At 39.6% G+C, this 18,984-nt stretch carries 16 protein-coding genes; 10 read left to right on the top strand and 6 right to left on the bottom strand.

Annotation, left to right across the window (positions count from 1 at the left end):
* The first annotated feature begins 55 nt into the window (after positions 1-55).
* From tal to C9J41_RS05510, 3 genes are all read left to right on the top strand, one after another.
* Entirely contained in the window at positions 56-1,006 is a 951-nt protein-coding gene (gene tal / locus C9J41_RS05525; RefSeq protein ID WP_107207343.1) for a transaldolase, read from the top strand.
* Positions 1,007-1,083: 77 nt separating this feature from the next.
* Positions 1,084-3,078 carry a transketolase gene (tkt, locus tag C9J41_RS05520; protein WP_107207344.1) on the top strand — a complete coding sequence of 665 codons (1,995 nt, stop codon included), beginning with the start codon at positions 1,084-1,086 and terminating at the stop codon, positions 3,076-3,078.
* A gap of 584 nt (positions 3,079-3,662) precedes the next feature.
* Complete coding sequence (locus C9J41_RS05510) at positions 3,663-3,977, top strand: hypothetical protein (protein ID WP_045083097.1); 315 nt, start codon at positions 3,663-3,665, stop codon at positions 3,975-3,977.
* Positions 3,978-4,087: 110 nt separating this feature from the next.
* Here C9J41_RS05510 and C9J41_RS05505 read toward each other — a convergent pair whose 3' ends face one another.
* Complete coding sequence (locus tag C9J41_RS05505; RefSeq protein WP_107246481.1) at positions 4,088-4,528, bottom strand: bifunctional diaminohydroxyphosphoribosylaminopyrimidine deaminase/5-amino-6-(5-phosphoribosylamino)uracil reductase RibD; 441 nt, start codon at positions 4,526-4,528, stop codon at positions 4,088-4,090.
* A 188-nt stretch (positions 4,529-4,716) separates the two neighbouring features.
* Here C9J41_RS05505 and C9J41_RS21735 point away from each other — a divergent pair, with 188 nt between their 5' ends.
* The 3 genes from C9J41_RS21735 (at position 4,717) to C9J41_RS05495 (ending at position 8,071) form a co-directional block, all read left to right on the top strand.
* Positions 4,717-5,022 (top strand): hypothetical protein, encoded by a 306-nt coding sequence (locus C9J41_RS21735; protein ID WP_146144065.1) that lies wholly within the window; start codon positions 4,717-4,719, stop codon positions 5,020-5,022.
* A 354-nt stretch (positions 5,023-5,376) separates the two neighbouring features.
* Positions 5,377-6,702, top strand: a complete 1,326-nt coding sequence (locus C9J41_RS05500) for a peptidoglycan DD-metalloendopeptidase family protein (RefSeq protein WP_107207347.1) — start codon at positions 5,377-5,379, stop codon at positions 6,700-6,702.
* Positions 6,703-7,018: 316 nt separating this feature from the next.
* Positions 7,019-8,071, top strand: coding sequence for a succinylglutamate desuccinylase/aspartoacylase family protein (locus tag C9J41_RS05495; RefSeq protein ID WP_107207348.1), 1,053 nt, complete (start codon positions 7,019-7,021; stop codon positions 8,069-8,071).
* Positions 8,072-8,182: 111 nt separating this feature from the next.
* Here the strand turns inward: C9J41_RS05495 and mrcB are convergent, their stop codons facing one another.
* Positions 8,183-10,528 carry a penicillin-binding protein 1B gene (mrcB, locus tag C9J41_RS05490; protein ID WP_107246485.1) on the bottom strand — a complete coding sequence of 782 codons (2,346 nt, stop codon included), beginning with the start codon at positions 10,526-10,528 and terminating at the stop codon, positions 8,183-8,185.
* A 430-nt stretch (positions 10,529-10,958) separates the two neighbouring features.
* On the opposite strand from mrcB, the gene C9J41_RS05485 reads away from it, so the two are divergent.
* Positions 10,959-11,405 carry an exoribonuclease R gene (locus C9J41_RS05485; protein ID WP_107246486.1) on the top strand — a complete coding sequence of 149 codons (447 nt, stop codon included), beginning with the start codon at positions 10,959-10,961 and terminating at the stop codon, positions 11,403-11,405.
* Positions 11,406-11,495: 90 nt separating this feature from the next.
* Here the strand turns inward: C9J41_RS05485 and C9J41_RS21885 are convergent, their stop codons facing one another.
* The gene (locus tag C9J41_RS21885; RefSeq protein ID WP_198038485.1) at positions 11,496-11,657 is read right to left on the bottom strand and encodes a hypothetical protein; all 162 of its coding nucleotides are present in this window, start codon (positions 11,655-11,657) and stop codon (positions 11,496-11,498) included.
* 224 nt (positions 11,658-11,881) lie between these two features.
* Entirely contained in the window at positions 11,882-12,745 is an 864-nt protein-coding gene (hdfR, locus tag C9J41_RS05480) for an HTH-type transcriptional regulator HdfR (RefSeq protein WP_107207351.1), read from the bottom strand.
* 219 nt (positions 12,746-12,964) lie between these two features.
* Here hdfR and maoP point away from each other — a divergent pair, with 219 nt between their 5' ends.
* The 3 genes from maoP to C9J41_RS05465 all read left to right on the top strand — a co-directional run bounded on the left by maoP (position 12,965) and on the right by C9J41_RS05465 (position 16,425).
* Entirely contained in the window at positions 12,965-13,318 is a 354-nt protein-coding gene (gene maoP / locus C9J41_RS05475) for a DUF413 domain-containing protein (RefSeq protein WP_107207352.1), read from the top strand.
* Positions 13,319-13,433: 115 nt separating this feature from the next.
* A complete protein-coding gene (gene gshB / locus C9J41_RS05470; protein ID WP_107207353.1) occupies positions 13,434-14,459 on the top strand; it encodes a glutathione synthase in 1,026 nt (341 codons plus the stop codon).
* Positions 14,446-16,425 (top strand): flavohemoglobin expression-modulating QEGLA motif protein, encoded by a 1,980-nt coding sequence (locus C9J41_RS05465; RefSeq protein WP_107207354.1) that lies wholly within the window; start codon positions 14,446-14,448, stop codon positions 16,423-16,425. The genes gshB and C9J41_RS05465 overlap by 14 nt, the downstream gene beginning before the upstream one ends.
* 345 nt (positions 16,426-16,770) lie before the next feature.
* On the opposite strand, the gene C9J41_RS05460 is transcribed toward C9J41_RS05465, so the two are convergent.
* On the bottom strand, positions 16,771-17,241 hold the full coding sequence (locus C9J41_RS05460) for a glycine zipper 2TM domain-containing protein (protein ID WP_107207355.1): 471 nt from the start codon (positions 17,239-17,241) through the stop codon (positions 16,771-16,773).
* Positions 17,242-17,431: 190 nt separating this feature from the next.
* Positions 17,432-18,346: a DUF808 domain-containing protein gene (locus C9J41_RS05455; RefSeq protein WP_107294322.1), complete on the bottom strand. Its 915-nt coding sequence runs from the start codon at positions 18,344-18,346 to the stop codon at positions 17,432-17,434.
* Positions 18,347-18,984 lie beyond the last annotated feature (638 nt).

The raw sequence follows: 18,984 nt of genomic DNA, 5'->3' as shown, positions 1-18,984 counted from the left end.
CACGTTATAAATAGTGGCTGGCATGGCATGAGCCCTATAGATAAGGTCAATAGATATGAGCACAAAATTAGAACAACTACGCGCACTAACTACTGTTGTAGCAGATACTGGCGATATTAAAGACATAAAAAAATACCAACCAGAAGACGCGACAACTAACCCATCTTTGATCTTAAAAGCGGCCCAAATCGCTGAATACGCACCACTTATAGATGCTTCTATCGCTTACGCAAAAGCGCAAGGTGATGATAAAGCACAACAAGTACAAGATACTTGCGACATGCTTGCAGTAAACATTGGTAAAGAAATTCTTAACGTTGTACCAGGTCGTATTTCAACTGAAGTTGATGCGCGCCTTTCTTACGATACAGAAGGCAGTGTTACTAAAGCACGTCAACTTATCAAAATGTACAACGATGCTGGTATCAGCAACGATCGTATCCTAATCAAACTAGCTTCTACTTGGGAAGGTATCCGTGCAGCGGAAATCCTAGAAAAAGAAGGTATCAACTGTAACCTAACGCTTCTATTCTCTTTTGCGCAGGCTCGTGCTTGTGCTGAAGCTGGCGTATTCCTTATTTCGCCATTCGTTGGTCGTATTATGGACTGGTACAAAGCGAAAGAAGGTCGTGATTTTGCACCACAAGAAGATCCAGGTGTGATTTCTGTAACGAATATCTATAACTACTACAAAGAACACGGTTACAATACCGTAGTTATGGGCGCAAGCTTCCGTAATACTGGTGAAATTCTTGAACTAGCAGGTTGTGACCGTTTAACGATTAGTCCACAACTTCTTCAAGAACTAGAAGAAGCACAAGGTGAGGTTGTTGAGAAACTAAAAGCAACAACTGATCTGAAAGATCGTCCGGCAGCAATGACACATGCTGAGTTCCTATGGGAACATAATCAAGATCCAATGGCCGTTGAGAAACTAGCGGAAGGTATCCGTAACTTCGCAATTGACCAAGGTAAACTTGAAGCTATGATTGCAGAGCGTCTTTAATCGCTTAATTAAGTATTCCAGAAAGCGGCCTTTGCCGCTTTCTTAAGTTTAAATCTCATATATTTGGTGGAAACACTATGGAACATAAAATGTTAGCGAATGCGATTCGTGCTCTAAGCATGGATGGTGTACAACAAGCAAATTCTGGTCACCCTGGCGCACCTATGGGTATGGCAGATATCGCTGAAGTACTTTGGCGTGGTCACATGAATCACAACCCACAAAACCCACAGTGGGCTGATCGCGACCGTTTTGTATTATCAAACGGCCACGGTTCAATGCTTATCTATTCGCTACTTCACCTTACAGGTTACGATCTTTCTATCGATGATCTGAAGAATTTCCGTCAACTTCACTCTAAAACACCGGGTCACCCAGAATACGGTTACGCGCCAGGTGTTGAAACAACAACAGGTCCTTTAGGCCAAGGTATTACTAATGCGGTTGGTATGGCACTTGCTGAAAAAGCAATGGCTGCACAATTTAACCGTGAAGGTCATGACGTTGTTGATCACTACACATACTCTTTCCTTGGCGATGGCTGTCTAATGGAAGGTGTTTCTCACGAAGCATGTTCACTAGCAGGTACATTAGGTCTTGGTAAACTGATCGCATTCTGGGATGACAACGGTATTTCTATCGATGGTCACGTTGAAGGTTGGTTCACTGATAATACGCCAGAGCGTTTTGAATCTTACGGCTGGCATGTCATCCCTGCTGTTGATGGTCATGATGCAGCAGCAATTAATGCAGCAATTGAAGCAGCTAAAGCTGAAACAGGTAAGCCAACACTTATTTGTTGCAAAACAATCATTGGTTTTGGTTCTCCAAACAAATCTGGCTCTCACGACTGTCACGGTGCTCCACTAGGCGCTGATGAAATTAAAGCAGCACGTGAATTCCTAGGTTGGACTTACGGCGCATTTGAAATCCCAGCAGAAATCTATGCTGAATGGGATGCGAAAGAAGCAGGTAAAGTGAAAGAAGCTGCATGGGATGAGAAGTTTGCCGCATACGCTGCTGCTTACCCTGAATTAGCTGCTGAATTCAAACGTCGTATGAACGGCGAGCTACCAGCAAACTGGGAACAAGTGACATCGGAAGTTATTGCAGATCTTCAAGCAAACCCTGCAAATATTGCTTCTCGTAAAGCATCACAAAACGCACTTGAAGCATTCGGTAAAATTTTACCTGAATTCATGGGCGGTTCTGCAGACCTTGCACCATCAAACCTAACCATGTGGTCTGGCTCTAAGTCAATCACTCCAACAGATGCTTCTGGTAACTACATTCACTACGGTGTACGTGAATTTGGTATGACTGCAATCATCAATGGTATGGCACTACACGGTGGTTTTGTTCCTTACGGTGCAACATTCCTAATGTTTATGGAATATGCACGTAATGCAATGCGTATGGCTGCACTGATGAAAATTCAGAACATTCAAGTTTACACGCACGATTCCATCGGTTTAGGTGAAGATGGTCCTACACACCAACCTGTAGAGCAGATTGCTTCTCTACGCCTAACACCAAACATGAGCACATGGCGTCCATGTGACCAAGTTGAATCAGCAGTGGCTTGGAAATACGCAATCGAGCGTAAAGATGGCCCAACATCGCTAATCTTCTCTCGTCAAAACCTAACACAACAAGATCGTGATGCTGCACAAGTAGCTAACATCGCTAAGGGTGGTTACATCCTTAAAGACTGTGAAGGTCAACCTGAGCTAATTTTAATTGCAACAGGTTCAGAAGTCGGTATTGCAGCCGAAGCTTACGCGCAACTAACGGCTGAAGGTCGTAAGGTACGCCTTGTTTCTATGCCTGCAACAGATCTATTTGACAAGCAAGATGCCGCATACCGTGAAAGCGTATTACCTTCAGATGTAACAGCACGTATTGCTATTGAAGCTGGTATTGCTGATTTCTGGTACAAGTATGTTGGTTTCGATGGCCGTATCATCGGTATGACAACATTTGGTGAATCAGCACCAGCTGAAGAGCTATTTAAAATGTTTGGCTTTACAACAGATAATATTGTTGAAACAGCAAAAGAATTATTAGCATAATCGCTTAATAATCATGAAAAAGCCGAGCTTTAAAGCTCGGCTTTTTACTTTCATAAAATGTACTAAATGTTACATATTCAAAGCAACTGATTAGAGACATTAAGCTGTAATAGCTCTTCCCCATTCACTTCAAAACGCAACTTTAAGTGCCCTTCAGTTGATAAGTCTTTAATTAATTTAATCCCTTTACCAGCAAATCTCCGGCTTATTAGTTCATGTATGTCATTGATTAAATTAACCTTATCTTCATTAGATAACACTGATTGTGATGTGACTTTATAGGTGTTAAAAAACATAATTTAAGCTCTGTTCAGACATTTAATCACCCTATGTCAAGTTGCATATTTTGACAATTTTATTTTTGTTTATACATGTAAAGATTAATTAATTTCTTACGTAGAACATTTAACACTTAAAATGAATAAACCTTAATTAATAGACCTATTTCGTTATATCAGCAATTACCAAAAACAAAACTTTTGATTATAAAAACGTGTATTGTTCAATATTTAAATTAAGCGTAAATTTAAATCCATAGACAGACACCAACTTATTTTTAACGCTGTTTATCAAAGGATTTAGTTATGGCACATTTTAATAGTCAAGAGCACAAAGGTTCACAAGGCGGTCATCAACATGGCGCTGAGTTCGAGCATGAAAAAATGGAACGTCGTTACGATGACGGTGCTGAGCATAAACATAACCGTGATCATCATGAAATGCGTGATCATGAGAAAAGTCACCCACATACACAACATGGTGGTGATCCTGTAGGTCATAAGCACCCAGAACAAACTCATGGCGATCGTCATGAACATGATGAGCATCGTCATCATAAAACTAAAGAGCATGACCATAAAGAGTCATCTCGTTTACACCACAAAACATCAACTAAATAAGCCTATTTAGTTGAGATAACGTTCTTATTTAAATAAGAATAATATAAAAAGATTAAGAGCCCAATTAATGAAAGTCTATTTTTATTAATTGGGTTTTTCTATTTATGTTATCAATTTCTAATTAAGTAAGGCTCAATAAAATCTAACACTTCATTTTCACAAAGCCCAACTTCAACCTCGATACCCGCCTCTTTTAAAACCGCGATACCTTTACCACTATTGCGACTGTCTGGATCCAGCGTTGCAACAACAACTTTCTTAATACCTCGTTCAACCAATGTATGTGCACAAGAAGGGGTACGTCCGACGAATGAGCACGGTTCTAATGTCACATAAGCAGTAACATCCGTAAAAGGACCGTCATAATTAGCTAGCGCCATCGCTTCAGCATGGTGTTGCCCTGGCGGCTGAGTAAATCCTTCACTCACAACCTCACCATCTTTAACTAATACACATCCAACAGGAGGATTCGGGCGACAGGCTGGTAATGATTGATGAGATAATAAAAGTGCACGCATCATAAATGCTTGTTCTTGAAAATCGTGGTTCATGGTTTCAATACACCTTCGAATAAAACATCTAGTGTATGCTGAATCATAAAAAAAAGCATTTGTGAATAATAACGTATTTATTTTTAATAAAATGTCACTGAATTATGAATGAAATATGAATACTTGCATCATGCTTAATTCAGAGGAAATATCGTTTACTGTGTCCTTCTTAATATAGAGAGACAACCATGAAACGCGTTATCACGACTCTAGTCTTATCATTAACACTGCATTCGTTATCAGCTTTTGCCATGACCGCCAGTTCTCCACAATATACCCAACAGATCACAGATAGTACGATTAAGTATCTGGACCATACTCAACAATTAAATTCCAATCAGCAACAACAAAGCCATGTGTTGACGACAATAAATAACAATAATTACTTATCAACCACAGGGCATAAGGAAGGGCATTTAGAAAGAAACCGGTGGGAAGAAACCCGTATAAGCCGAAGCAACAACCGCTATCGAGAAGAACATAGAAATAAATAATCTCATTCTTCAGCCCAAGTTTTGAATCATTCAGTTCAGCCTTGGGCTTTTAGTCAATAACGTAACGAATATTATATCAACACCAACACAAGAATGGTTTTAGGCCCATAACAATTGTCAATAAATCATCGGAACAATGTCTATCATTTAAACAGTAAAAATATAAAACATTGTAAAATAACTAACTTATGTAAGATATTATCTACTTTTAATAAAAATACACCGTAGAATTACTAATCACAACATTAGTTCATTTACGGTTCAGAAAAGCTATGTTTTTATACTCCATCGCAAAAATAAGCTAGTGCCGATTGCACTCACTAAAAATAAAAAACTGACGAGCATTCCAGATTTATGTCTACGTTAAAAACGACAATCTTGAGCAAATTTATTAATTTTCGCTATATTAGCCTTGCAGGTATTTCTCTCATTACTGTAGCTGCAGTTTTATCTATTAATACAACATCAACCCCTCATAAACAGACGGAAGTACAGCTACCCATTTCAACCACACCTGAAGTTGTTCTCCCTGCATTATCACCAAAAGCAATGCAAAAGACAGTCGACATACCGCCGAGTTATGAATATAAGATCAAAAAAGGCGATACCTTAAGTGAGATTTTTTCACGACTGTCGATCCCCTATTCTAATGTCCAATCGATTATGGAAGCCGATTTAAACACGCTTCAAATTGATAAGTTAAAACCCGGCGATATATTACGTTTTTGGATTAATGAAAGTGATCACCAGCTGAATAAATTAGAGCTTGAGTTCAGTTTAGCGCAGCGAATTGATTACATTCGTACTAAAGATGGCGATTTCGATGTAAAAGAGATCACATTACCTGGGGTATGGCGTGAAACAGTTGCGACTGGAACAATTCATGGCAGCTTTAGCGCATCAACTCGTAAAGCGGGGTTATCACACAGTGAGACTCTAGAAATCATGTCTTTACTAAAAGATAAAATGAATTTTAATAAAGACTTAAAAGCAGGTGATACCTTTGAAGTTGTCACTAAACGCAAATATATTAAAAACCAAGCCACCAATGATAGTGAATTACAAGCGATCCGCATTTATTCAGGTAAACGTTTAATTTCAGCCTATTTACACACTGATGGAAATTTTTATGACCAAAATGGTGATAGCTTACAACGTGCATTCCTTCGTTACCCTTATCCGGCGTCGAAGCATTTCCGTATCAGTTCGCCATTTAACCCAAACCGTATTCACCCAGTTACAGGCCGTCGCCAACCACATAATGGTGTGGATTTTGCGACACCATCAGGTACACCAGTACTCGCAACAGGTGATGGCGTTGTAACGTTAGTGACTAACCACCCTTATGCGGGACGTTATGTCGTCATTAAACACAGTGCTAACTACAGCACTCGTTACTTACATAACAGCCGTATTTTGGTTAAGAAAGGCCAACATGTTAAACGTGGTCAAGAAATTGCGCTATCAGGAAGCACAGGCCGTGTAACAGGCCCACACATTCACTATGAATTCTTAATTCGAGGAAAAGCAGTAAATCCAATGACCGCAAAAATTCCATTGGCAGCGTCTGTTCCTCGTAAAGAAAAGAAAGAGTTTGAAAGCGAGGTCGCTAAATATAATAGCTTAATTAAACAATCGGTCGAACAAGATAAAAACCAAATCGCAAGTGTGAATAAATAATACACCAAGCTTTAGTTCAATCATCATAAAACACACGAAAAGCACTTCTTAAATAGAAGTGCTTTTATTTCAGCTCAAACATAACACCTCGCAACAAGTATCTATTACGATAATAACAATTTAATATAACAACAAATATACATTTAGAAACATTTTACTCGGTAAACATCACTATTTTTGTGACAATGTTATCTATTTATAAAATGAATTTACGCTTATTCTTTTGCCATTGTATGCGCCATGATTGACCTCCTTGTGTTATCGGCATCCAACAATTTTCTATTCTTATATACACTACCGAATACAGGAAGTATCTATGGCTAAGAAAACGCCACCTTTTGAATTTGCCGGCTTATCGATTGACGCGGGTAAACACATTAATTGTGAATTAGAAATTGCTCGTCTTTATACTCATTCACCTCTTTCGGTTTCTGTTGATATTCTTCATGGTAAACACCCAGGTCCCGTATTATTAATCAATGCGGCGATTCATGGTGATGAATTAAATGGTATTGAGGTTGTACGTCAAGTTATTGAAAAAATAGATTTAAACAAACTTCACGGAACGATTATTGCGGTACCTGTAGTTAACGTTTTTGGCTTTATTCATAAATCTCGCTACTTACCCGATCGTCGAGATTTGAACCGTTGTTTCCCTGGCTCTGAACGGGGCTCAATTGCAGGACGCATGGCTTACCAATATTTTAATCAAGTGGTTCGTCGTGCATCGCATGTTATCGATCTACATACCGCTGCAATTTACCGTACTAACTTACCTCAAATTAGAGCTAACCTTGAAAATCCATTAGCTAAAGAGATGGCAATGGCATTTGGCTCGCCAGTTGTCGTTGACGCAAGTCTGCGCGAGGGCTCATTACGAGCAGCTGCTGAAGCATTTAACATACCCGTGATCACATTTGAGGCAGGTGAGGCGTTACGTCTTGATCCACATGCAGTAGGATCTGGCGTTCAAGGCGTATTAAAGGTAATGCGTCATCTAAATATGCTGCGCACTAGCCGTAGCAAAAAAGTTATTGAACCAATGGTGCCAAAAGCGACCCGTTGGATTCGTGCCGACTATGATGGCTTGCTTCGATCCCATGTGGCCTTGGGGGAGAAGGTATCGAAAGATCAAGTCATCGCCACTATTAGCGATCCTGCTGGCAGCAGTGAAGCACCTGTTATTGCGCCACAAGGTGGGATCGTCATTGGCCAGCAAACATTGCCTTTAGTTAACGAAGGTGATGCTATTTTCCATATTGCTTTCTTTGAAGAGCCCGATGGCTTAGTTGAAGAGCAAGTGGAAAGTTACCTTGATGATGCCATCGAAGAATTAGATGATGAGCTAAAATGGGGTATGACAAACTGATTTAGCAGTTCGATCTTCAGTGTAAAACATACAGATATAAAAAAGGCTAAGTGCGAACACTTAGCCTTTCATTTTTATATTAAGCCAATAATGGCAAAACAAAAAATATCATTACCAATCAAACAACTTATCAAAGAAGCCTTCGACTTTTTTCTGCACTTCTTTCGCTTGTTGCTTCACAGCTTGTACCTGACAGTTTTGTTTAAGATCACCATTCGGATCCCAAATAGGCATTCGTGTTGTACCTGAACAATCTTCAATATAGGTACCGTTCGCCGCTACCGTATATTTCTCTCCTTCCAATTCTGAAGGTTGAGTTAAGATTAATGGCTCAGGTTTACGATGCTGAATGTAATCAGTATATAAACGCAATGCGCCTGTCGCACCCGTTAGGTGGGCAGTTTTATTATCATCACGTCCCATCCATACTGTTACCACTTCACGCCCATCGATACCGACATACCAACTGTCTTTACCATCGTTTGTCGTGCCCGTTTTACCTGCCAAATGGCTATTTGGGAACAATTTATTCAATGAATGTGCGGTACCAAATTTTACCGTATCTTGCAGTGCATACATAGTTAACCATGCAGCCTGACTTGGCACTACCGATGAAGCTTTAGGCCAATTTTGGTAGAGTACTTTGCCATCTTCATCAACCACCGCATTTAATGCCGTTAATGGCGCTAAATAGCCATTATTACCAATGGCTTGGTACATCTGAGTAACTTCTAATGGCGACAAGGCGATCGAACCTAAAAATAACGACGGTACTTGAGGGATCTCTTCAAACGGAATCCCTAATTTTGTTAATGTTTTTGAGACTTTTTCAACCCCCAAAGCCATACCTAGATTAACCGTCGGAACATTGTACGATTTGGCTAACGCCACAAATAAAGGCACTTCACCACGATATTTACGATCATAGTTTCGAGGACTCCATACCGCACCATCTTGCATCTTAATAGAAAGAGGCTGATCTTTGAGTGAAGTTGCAAGCGTGTACTGCTCTGGGTCTTCTAATGCTGATAAGTAAATAGAAGGTTTCACTACCGAGCCAATTTGACGTTGTGCATTTATTGCACGATTATAACCAGGGAAATTAGGGTTACTTCCTCCAATCATAGCGCGAATTTCACCTGTTGTACGGTCAGCAATCACCATCGCGGTTTGTAAGTTTTTACCCGAACGTTTTTCCACTAACGGGATCATTTTCTCGACAGATTCTTCGGCCAACTTTTGCGATTGAGGATCGAGTGAAGTAAACAGACGTAAGCCTTTACCTTCTTCAAAAGCATCACCTACTTTTTGCTCTAACTCACGTTTAAGTTGATCAAAGTACGCAGGCTGACGTTTCGCAAGTTGTCCTTTTGATTGAACATCCAACGGTAATTTTATTGCTGCTTGATATTCTTTATCCGTTAACAATTTATTGTCTAACATGATTTTTAATACCACGTTACGACGATCTTTCGCGCGCTCAGGGTTGCGCCAAGGGTTGTAGTAAGACGGACCTTTTACCAAACCAATTAACAGTGCTAATTGATCAGGACGCAATTCCGACAATGGGCGATCAAAGTAATAACGAGATGCCAAAGCAAAGCCATGAATACCACGTCCACCATATTGAGCGAGATAAACTTGGTTCATGTAAGCATCAAGTACTTCTTCTTTACCATATTTATAATCGATGATAATCGCCATATAGGCTTCTTTAAATTTACGCCATAAACTGCGCTCACTCGATAAAAACATATTTTTAGCAAGTTGCTGTGTTAGCGTACTACCACCTTGAACTGTGTGCCCAGCTTTGATATTAGCGACAAAAGCACGAGCAATACCCACTAAAGAAATACCATCATGCTCATAAAAGTGACGATCTTCAGTATCAATCAGACCTTCGACTAATAACTTAGGCATTTTATCTTCAGGGAGATAAATTCGTTGCTGGTCATTTTTCGCTTCTAACATGCCCAACATTTTAGGATCAATATGAAGGAAACCAAGCTCTTTATTTGTATCAAGATCCTTGATTTGGCTGATCCCTTCGCTGTTGAATGTCACAACAACATGACGAGCACCTTCTGCACCCTCTTTAAAGTTAAATGGTCGACGAACAAATTCAACAGACCAGCCATTCGCTTTATATTCACCACTTTGATCAGGCTTCGCGACCTTTTGATAACCCAATACTTTTAACTCATTCACTAACGAGTTATAGCTAACTGGCGCTCCTGGTTGAAGGGCAAGCTCGCGAGCATAAACCACCGAAGGTAATTGCCACAGTTGACCTGAAAACTTCTCACTGATGGTTTTGTTTAAGTTATTCCCAAGATAAGCCATGCCCAAGCCACCAATAATGGCAACAGTAAGAATACTACGCTTAATTAATTTACGCGTTGATGATGGCTGTGGCTTATCCTGTTGATTATCAGGCTGATGTTTATTTGATGTCATTCATTTTTCCAATTTAACAACTACGACTTTACTAAAAAATAATTATCAAACAATAAGATAAATAAGATGGCTGTTAAATTACTACCTTATATAAAATCAATATAGTTGGGCTAAACATAATCCTAATTATCAATGATCATGTCATCCTAGTGTCAGTTCTATATTGTATGATTTTTTTATCAAGGCTGGCAAAAAACATTATTTTATATGGCGCGTTCGTTGAACATCTATCTCCGTAGTAATGAGATTAACCTATCCTCAAAAGACAGCGTTTGATTTCGTATCATTAGGCATGACAAATGCTTTGTGACGTAATAAGCGGTTAATTCATCCGGCTTTGGGTCGCAATTTATTCGCAAATCATCCACAATAACGCCTTTAAGAAAGCCAGCGATCAATTCCGATCGGGCACAGGTACCATGAGATAGCTATGCAACGTGATTATACTTTAAACTGCCTATTAACAATGCCTCGCCATGAGCTTGAAGAATTTAGCTTACGCGTAATCAGCCGCATGGTGCCGGAAGATGTAATGCAGGAAATATTCACTTTTGAACAAGAAGAAGTGGATAGTGAAGAACGCCTTAAGTCAGCACAATTTGATGCAATGCTACGCATGACAGCGGTTGCTTTGGGTGAAGTCAAGGAAGCATTTTCAGAATCGGATAACGCTAAGCAAAATATTGAACGTATGACACGCTTAATTCTTTGGCATTTTTACGCTATCTCATTCCAGCTAGAGGAAGCTGTCACATTAGAGCAGCACTGTGCTGAAGTTGAAAAGATTTTAGCCAATGCGCCTGACAACGCATTTGGTTGGATAAGTGTACTGACAGAATTACTTCATCGTTACGCAGCATTAAGCGAAGAAAAATAACCATTCCTCGCATCATTAATAGTTAAATAAAAAGGCGTACCCTTAGGATACGCCTTTTTTTAAATTTTTTATTGCCGATACTAAATACTATTAATAATCGAAATCGCTGTACTCCGGACTCTCAAAACGTGAACGTGTCATACGACGTTTCTTTTTGTTACGAGATTGATTCAAATCTTGAAAATCATCATTAAATTCAGAGTTGAATTTTGATTTGCTGCCCTTGTGAAACTTTTGGTCTAACTTAGCCATTTGCGATTCCTGAACTACATCCAGAGTAAGTAATTAATAAATAGAACACAGGCAATATTAATGCTCTATTGTGACAAAAATACGTCGCTTTTTTGTAAAATCAGTGACAACTGCCTTGTTTGTTTTCCACTTGATTTATTGCTTAATTCGTATTTTTTCTAAGACTAATTCAGGAACTCGCTCTCTGTACAACAAGATATTTTACTGCTTATCAGCAAAAAAACTTATCCATTGTTTTCGGTCACATTCTTAAAAGGAACTTCGACCAAAGCGTTGATCAAGTCCTCTTTTTCGTTATCTTCTCGCCATACTAAATATAAGCTTTGATCCATAACTGGCGCGTCTTTTACCACATGAAGTAAGCCTTTTTTCTTAGCACTTTCGACAACAGGCGATGGCAGATAACCAACTCCAGCATTCGCTAAAATATAATCAAGCGCCATTTTAACAGAATGTGTATGCATAATTGGTGTACGCTGAAGCTCAGCAATACGACTGTGCTCAACAGAAAATCGTGTGCCCCAATCTAAAAAGACAAGTGGAATATCACGCGTATCATGTAAGCAACAATTACTTTTATTAGTCACTAACTGTAATTGGTAATCTCGAACTTTACGTACATTGAGATTTTCAATTTTCGGTGGTTCGCTGGTAATAAAGAGATCGATGCTCTGATCAAACAAGCGTTTTGCCATCCCTTCACGTTTAACCGACTCTAAGCGTAATGCTAGCCCAGGCATATTGGCATAGATATGGTTAATCCAATCAGAAATCCCATCAAACTCCCAGAATAAAGGAGATGCACCAATGGCTAATTGGGTATTGAGGCTATCTGTTAATGCAACATCCTGCTTCGCACGCCCCCATGTTTGCAAAATAGCTTCAGCATAAGGCTGTAAACGCTCACCAGCTGCAGTTAGATGGACATTACCACGTTGACGAGAAAACAACGGGTTACCTAGCTGAGACTCAAGCTGTCGAATACGAAAGCTGACGGCAGACTGCGTTAAATATAAATTATCAGCTGCACGGCCAAAGTGACGAGTCTTAGTTACTTCTAAAAATGTTTTTAGTAATTCTGTATCCACAGCGAAATTCTCAAGAATAAGAAGGATAAGTTGCGTGATTATCGTGCTATTTAAGCATTATATATCTAATAAGCAAGAGCTTAATCTAGATCTTAAACGATATGATGATTTATGGTATCAAATCATTAAAAAAATTTATTAGAACGATAAAAAATGTTTGATTTACAACTCACCAAGTCTGGATAAATATCACCGCAAATCACATCAAGGACTTTATGAATGAGAAGTGAAGGTAAATTTTACGACGATAAAAATTTCCCACGTGGCTTTAATCGCTCGGGGGTTTTTACAATTAGTGAAGCCAGCGTCTTAGAAAATTACGGACGTATTATGCGTGCCTTACATGAAGGGACTACTCAACCAATCGATGAGTCTGAAACTCAGTTCCTTGCTGAAGTGTTAGGTCAGCAAGCAGCAGTGTCTGAATTTGGTAAGTGTTGGTTAAAATACCTGAACCACACCACTCATAAAGCACGCAGTTATACCTTATGCGTGTCGCAACGTCCCAACAATGGCGTATACGGCGACGATGATGATGCCGATAGTGGTAGTGATAGCGATTTAGACTATTAATTACTATCAGAGGGCTCACCTCTGTTTATCGAGTAACAATGAAGCCATCCCACTCTCGTGCGATGGCTTATTTCTTTTTAATAGCCTGTAAAACAGGCACTTTCTTGGTAGAGCTATGAAAATTTGTTTTGTTATGTATCCGTGGGACAAAGTTGAAGCCGAAAACGACTCCACACTACGTCTTATCCATGAAGCCGCAAGCCGCGGTCACACGGTTGCTATAACAACACCAAGTAACTTAACTATGCGTGACAGCATGGCTATTGCATTCTGTAACGTATTAAAAAAAGGTGATGTATCAAACAATATTCCAAGCTTTTACCGCAAAGCTGAATTTAACAAAGCCGAGCTACCATTAGCGGGCTTTGATGTTATTTTTATGCGTGCTAACCCACCTCTAGATACCATGGCACTTAATTTCTTAGATTCTGTGCGTGAACATACTTTCATTATCAATGATATTGATGGTCTGCGTGTGGCTAATAACAAGCTATATACAGCATCGCTACCCGATCCAAACCATGAATATATTCCAGCAACACACGTATCAAAGAACCGTGAATACTTAGAGCGTGTATTAGACGAATCAACGCAAGATCGCATGATCCTAAAACCACTAAATGGTTACGGTGGTAAAGGCGTTATCTTGGTTGAAAAGAGTGCAAAATCAAGCGTTAAATCATTACTTGATTTCTACATTGGTGACGATGAAAACTATGTGATCTTACAAGATTACATTGAAGGTGCAGAACAAGGCGATGTTCGCATTCTACTGCTTAATGGTGAACCTATTGGTGCAATGCGCCGTGTACCAGCAGAAGGCGATGTACGTTCAAACATTCATGCCGGTGGCCGTGAAGTAAAACACGTACTAACAAAGCAAGAACTTAACCTATGTAAACACATTGGCCCTAAGCTTGTGCGTGACGGCCTGTTCTTTGTTGGACTAGACGTTATTAACGGCAAACTGGTTGAAGTAAATGTATTAAGCCCTGGCGGTATTACCCGTATCAATCGTCTTAACCGTGTGAAACTTCAACGTAATGTCCTGGATTTTGCTGAGAGCGTAGTAATGGCGAAAGAAGTCGGCATTGCACGTAAAAATGATTTTCGAAAGGTGATTGCTGATGCTGCATACTGAGTTAGAGGTTCTGGAGAAAATCCGCAGCCTGACTCCCTTTGAAGCGGAACTTGATGATGGCAGCTTGATAATTCGTGTTAGCGAATATCAGCCTTATATTGCTACAGCCATTCATCATGGACACAACCTTCGTGGCGAGTTAAAAGAAAAATGTGCGCTAACAGAAGAAGAGCGCTACTTTGAAGAAGATCCATTTACTGGCGATTTTATTTCATCTCTGCCAATCATTCTTCAGGGTGAAGATTCACGTTACGAATACGATCTTAACCGTGACCCAAGCAATTGCATCTATGACGATGCGTGGGGTAAAAAAGTATGGCTTGAGCCATTAACGGTAGAAGAGCGTGCGGAAACACATGAAAAACATAACCGCTACTATCGTATTCTTAAATGTCTTATTGAAACATTAGAAAAAGAATTTGGGTTATGTTTGTTATATGACATCCATTCATATAACTACCAACGTATTGACGAGAAAACACCAACATTCAATGTCGGTACTAAGCAAATTAACTGTCGTCGTTGGCGGAAAGAGATTGATGCCATGCTTGAAGGTTTAAATAGCATAGAGCTACCTAACCTTGAAGTAACAGCATTAGAAAACGATGTCTTTAAAGGCATGGGTTACCAAGCTACTTTCATTAAAGAAAACTTTAAAAACACATTAATCCTACCGATTGAAGTAAAAAAAGTATTCATGAATGAGGAAGGCGGCGAAGCGTATCCATTAGTGATTGAAAAGTTGAAAGAATCCATGAAAACCGTGATAACGGAACATGCTGCTTTCACTATCACTAAACGCACAAAAGCCAAAGGTTTAACAGGTAATGATCTGCTTGCTTCGAACTTATCCAAAGAAGTAGTCAAACTGGATCGACAGCTATATCGTATTGCTCGTGGTATCAATACGCTTAGCTACATCAACCCAACGAACCTTAAGCAAGAAAAGCGACGCTTTTTAAGTAAGCCGCATAGCTATCAGCCACAGTTCACTTATCGCCAACTTGATTTAGACCCATACAAGTTCCGTGAGCAACTTTACCGACTACCCGTAGAAGGTATCCGTGATGCTGACGTACAAAAAATGTATCGCAAAGTTATCGACCAATTAGCGGTACGTATTGATCTACTTTGTAGTATTGGTACTGATGAGTTCTTATATAATTCATTACGTTACTACGGTCAGCCTGATGAACGTGATATTGCTAATGCAAAATTTATTCTTCATGCTTGTGAATACAAAGAGCAGCAACCTGCCACAATCACAGCCAATGAAGCAATAGAAGCGTTTAAAGAAGCGGCGCAAGAGTACGACATTCCTTGTAAAATCGTTTCTTCTAAACAGCTAATTGCACGTGCAATGGTCAGTGGTAAAACGATCAAGGTGAACCCAAACAGTCGTTTTACACAAGGTGATTTAGATGCGTTAATTCATCACGAACTGGGAGTGCACTTAGTCACGTCAGTCAATGCTGAACGTCAACCATTGAAGATCCTACAACTGGGTTTACCTGGTAATACGCATACACAAGAAGGCCTTGCGATTCTTTGTGAGCACTTATCAGGTAGCTTCCCACTACACCGCCTAAAAACATTGGCGTTGCGTGTTGTCGCTGTAGAGATGATGGTCAATGGTGATAGCTTTAACGATTGTTTTAATAGTTTAAAACATGAGTATGGCATCAGTAATGATGAAGCATTTACCGTAACGGCACGTGTATATCGTGGTGGTGGTTTCACTAAAGATTTCTTATATCTTCGTGGCTTAAAAGATGCGATTCAAGCGTATAAGAATGAAGATTTAACATCATTATTTATTGGTAAGACTGGCTTTGAATTTAAGCCCCTGCTTGATGAACTCATCGAGCGCGGGATCTTAAAACAACCCGATTACTTACCTAAAGCACTAGAGATAGATGCGGATATCGATCCAGTGATGGAGTTTATGCTTAACTCGATTCGTTAATCGACAAGCACATCAACCCTAAACAAAAAGCGACTAATCGGTCGCTTTTTTTATACGTTATTAACGCATTAACGTTACATTGGTAATGTAATTACGATCACCCCAGATAATCGTACAAATCAATAACACCAACATTAGGTAATCAGTCGTTTTTAGGCTTACCACGCATCAGTACAGCCGCGATAATGGCCTATACCACGGTAATAACAGCAGGGATGTAGAATGCGTAGCGTCTATTTCTCGTGTAAGCGATATAAATATTTATCCAACTATAATTTCACAACATATAAAAAAGGCAGCCTGATAGACTGCCTTTCAAATTGATAAACATTTCATTTTTAGCGATTAGTTGCCAGGCACAACGCGTGTCGTATTACCCTGCTGATAAATATCAACACGTTGGCCTACACGGAAAATCATATTTGGATCGACTTCCTGCACAACCGCAATGGTTCTACCGCTATCAAGTTTAATCACGATATTAACGCCATTGCGCTGACTAATTGCATCACCCGCTTTATTACCTAAAGCTGCGCCAGCTAAACCGCCGCCAATAGCCGCAATATCAGAACCACTACCGCCACCAACTTTCGAACCCAGAATGGCACCAATGGCACCACCAGCAATAGTACCAATCATATTTTCACCGCCACCACTCATGGTTACGGCATCTAATTTGATGATCGTACCGGTTAATACATTTTGTACTGTGCGTGCCTCACCGACATCATAAGCATTACCATATGGATTTTGCGCACAACCTGATACACCAAGTGCTGCGACTAGACATAAAGATGCTACTGTATACTTTTTCAATATAACCTCCGTCAATAAAGCAATCTGCTATTACAACGATATAAGTTTGGACGTTAAATTAACATTTTGCTCACAAATCCTGTATTTACACTGAATGGACTAATAAAAACAATATGTTACAATTTATTCGCGTAAGAAGAAGCAAAGCTTTACAATTAGTTTCTCTTTTAAAAGGTAAAAAACACTCAATCTAGTGTGTTTTTTTACCGCGAATTTTATTAATCAACGTCACCACAGCAACCACCGCGGCTCCCGCAATAACACCCACAATACCGTTCATTAATGGTGGTAGAATAGACGCTGAACCAGGCAAATTGACGGCTTGTACAATGTTCTCCACAATTTCATGGGAATGCGGCAATGTATGTACAACGATACCGCCACCGACAAGAAACATCGCAATTGTGCCGACAAACGCCAGAGCCTTCATAAGATAAGGTGCTATGTTCACCAATAGCGAGCCAAAACGGTTTTTCAAACTCGCTTGTTCGCTATGATTTACAAGATATAAACCCGCATCATCTAACTTCACAATACCTGCAACCAAGCCATAAACACCTGCCGTCATAACCGCGGCAATTACGCTGACAACAATGGCTTGAGTTAAAAATGGATGATCTTGTACAACCCCTAAAGAAATCACAATAATTTCAGCAGAAAGAACAAAATCAGTACGAATAGCCCCTTTTATTTTCTCTTTTTCATACTCTGCGATATCAACATCACTTTGCGCTAACACATCAACTTTATCTTCCGTGCTTGCCTCTGAATGAAATAATTTCTCAACGATTTTTTCAACACCTTCAAAGCATAAGAATAAACCGCCTAATAACAGCATTGGTTGAATCAGCCATGGGGCTATTACGCTGATCAATAACGCTGCAGGAACCAAGATCAGCTTATTTTTAAATGAGCCTTTTGCGACACCCCATACAACAGGAATTTCGCGTTCAGCACGTACCCCCGTTACCTGTTGGGCATTCAATGCTAAATCATCGCCTAACACACCCGCTGTTTTTCGTGCTGCTACTTTTGTCATCACAGCAACATCGTCTAATACGGTCGCGATATCATCTAACAAAGTTAATAAACTTGCACCTGCCACAGGTTACTACTCCTTCCATTAAGAGCCCATTGCTCTTAAATACACAAACTAACAATATGATGTTAATACTAAACCGTTAATACTGACTTCATTCACAACAGTTAAGCATTATACTGCCTATACTAAAAAAATAAAAACCAGTGTTTTTTATCGCGCTTTAGCGCTCTTTTCAATTAAAGTCGGTATAAAGCCTATTGGCTAATCTTTCTTATCATAACGATAAATCTTTTTTGATTGCAGTTAGCCTCATTCAATTGTCTAATCGCCAAGCACCCTCTTTTCGGTTTGAGGTGTAGACTGAGATTGGAATTCCTCTCTTTACGTTATGTCATACCGTGCTAGTAGCAGCACGACCTGTTCGGAAATGACAATGAAATTATTCGCAGCACTATACCTACAAGCATTTTCTTGTCTGAATAAAGTATGCGACAACGCAGCCAACAGCACCAGACCAACCCAATCTAGACGATCGACACGTATATTCATTAATAGTAATGATGAAACGAACTCGGATAGTCCCAGTTACGTGTAATTAAATGCAACACACTACTGTTAGATGTGGACTGCTTTTTTATTAGCGTGACCTTTAGATCCTGACTTTTATGACGTCAGTAACCATAACCTTCTATTTTATTTAT

Source organism: Photobacterium sp. GB-50, assembly GCF_003026755.1.
In the GTDB taxonomy this organism is placed as follows: domain Bacteria; phylum Pseudomonadota; class Gammaproteobacteria; order Enterobacterales; family Vibrionaceae; genus Photobacterium.
The sequence above is the reverse complement of the archived record's forward strand: the minus strand, read 5'-3'. Positions and strand labels throughout refer to the sequence as shown.

Excerpts from the sequence above, each read along its gene's own strand:
- C9J41_RS05465 (WP_107207354.1), top strand. The coding sequence starts at position 14,446 with ATGCTGCATACTGAGTTAGAGGTTCTGGAGAAAATCCGCAGCCTGACT.
- C9J41_RS21735 (WP_146144065.1), top strand. The coding sequence starts at position 4,717 with ATGAAACGCGTTATCACGACTCTAGTCTTATCATTAACACTGCATTCG.
- C9J41_RS05485 (WP_107246486.1), top strand. The coding sequence starts at position 10,959 with ATGCAACGTGATTATACTTTAAACTGCCTATTAACAATGCCTCGCCAT.
- C9J41_RS05505 (WP_107246481.1), bottom strand. The coding sequence starts at position 4,528 with ATGAACCACGATTTTCAAGAACAAGCATTTATGATGCGTGCACTTTTA.
- C9J41_RS05510 (WP_045083097.1), top strand. The coding sequence starts at position 3,663 with ATGGCACATTTTAATAGTCAAGAGCACAAAGGTTCACAAGGCGGTCAT.
- C9J41_RS21885 (WP_198038485.1), bottom strand. The coding sequence starts at position 11,657 with ATGGCTAAGTTAGACCAAAAGTTTCACAAGGGCAGCAAATCAAAATTC.
- tkt (WP_107207344.1), top strand. The coding sequence starts at position 1,084 with ATGGAACATAAAATGTTAGCGAATGCGATTCGTGCTCTAAGCATGGAT.
- maoP (WP_107207352.1), top strand. The coding sequence starts at position 12,965 with ATGAGAAGTGAAGGTAAATTTTACGACGATAAAAATTTCCCACGTGGC.
- C9J41_RS05495 (WP_107207348.1), top strand. The coding sequence starts at position 7,019 with ATGGCTAAGAAAACGCCACCTTTTGAATTTGCCGGCTTATCGATTGAC.
- tal (WP_107207343.1), top strand. The coding sequence starts at position 56 with ATGAGCACAAAATTAGAACAACTACGCGCACTAACTACTGTTGTAGCA.
- gshB (WP_107207353.1), top strand. The coding sequence starts at position 13,434 with ATGAAAATTTGTTTTGTTATGTATCCGTGGGACAAAGTTGAAGCCGAA.
- mrcB (WP_107246485.1), bottom strand. The coding sequence starts at position 10,528 with ATGACATCAAATAAACATCAGCCTGATAATCAACAGGATAAGCCACAG.
- C9J41_RS05500 (WP_107207347.1), top strand. The coding sequence starts at position 5,377 with ATGTCTACGTTAAAAACGACAATCTTGAGCAAATTTATTAATTTTCGC.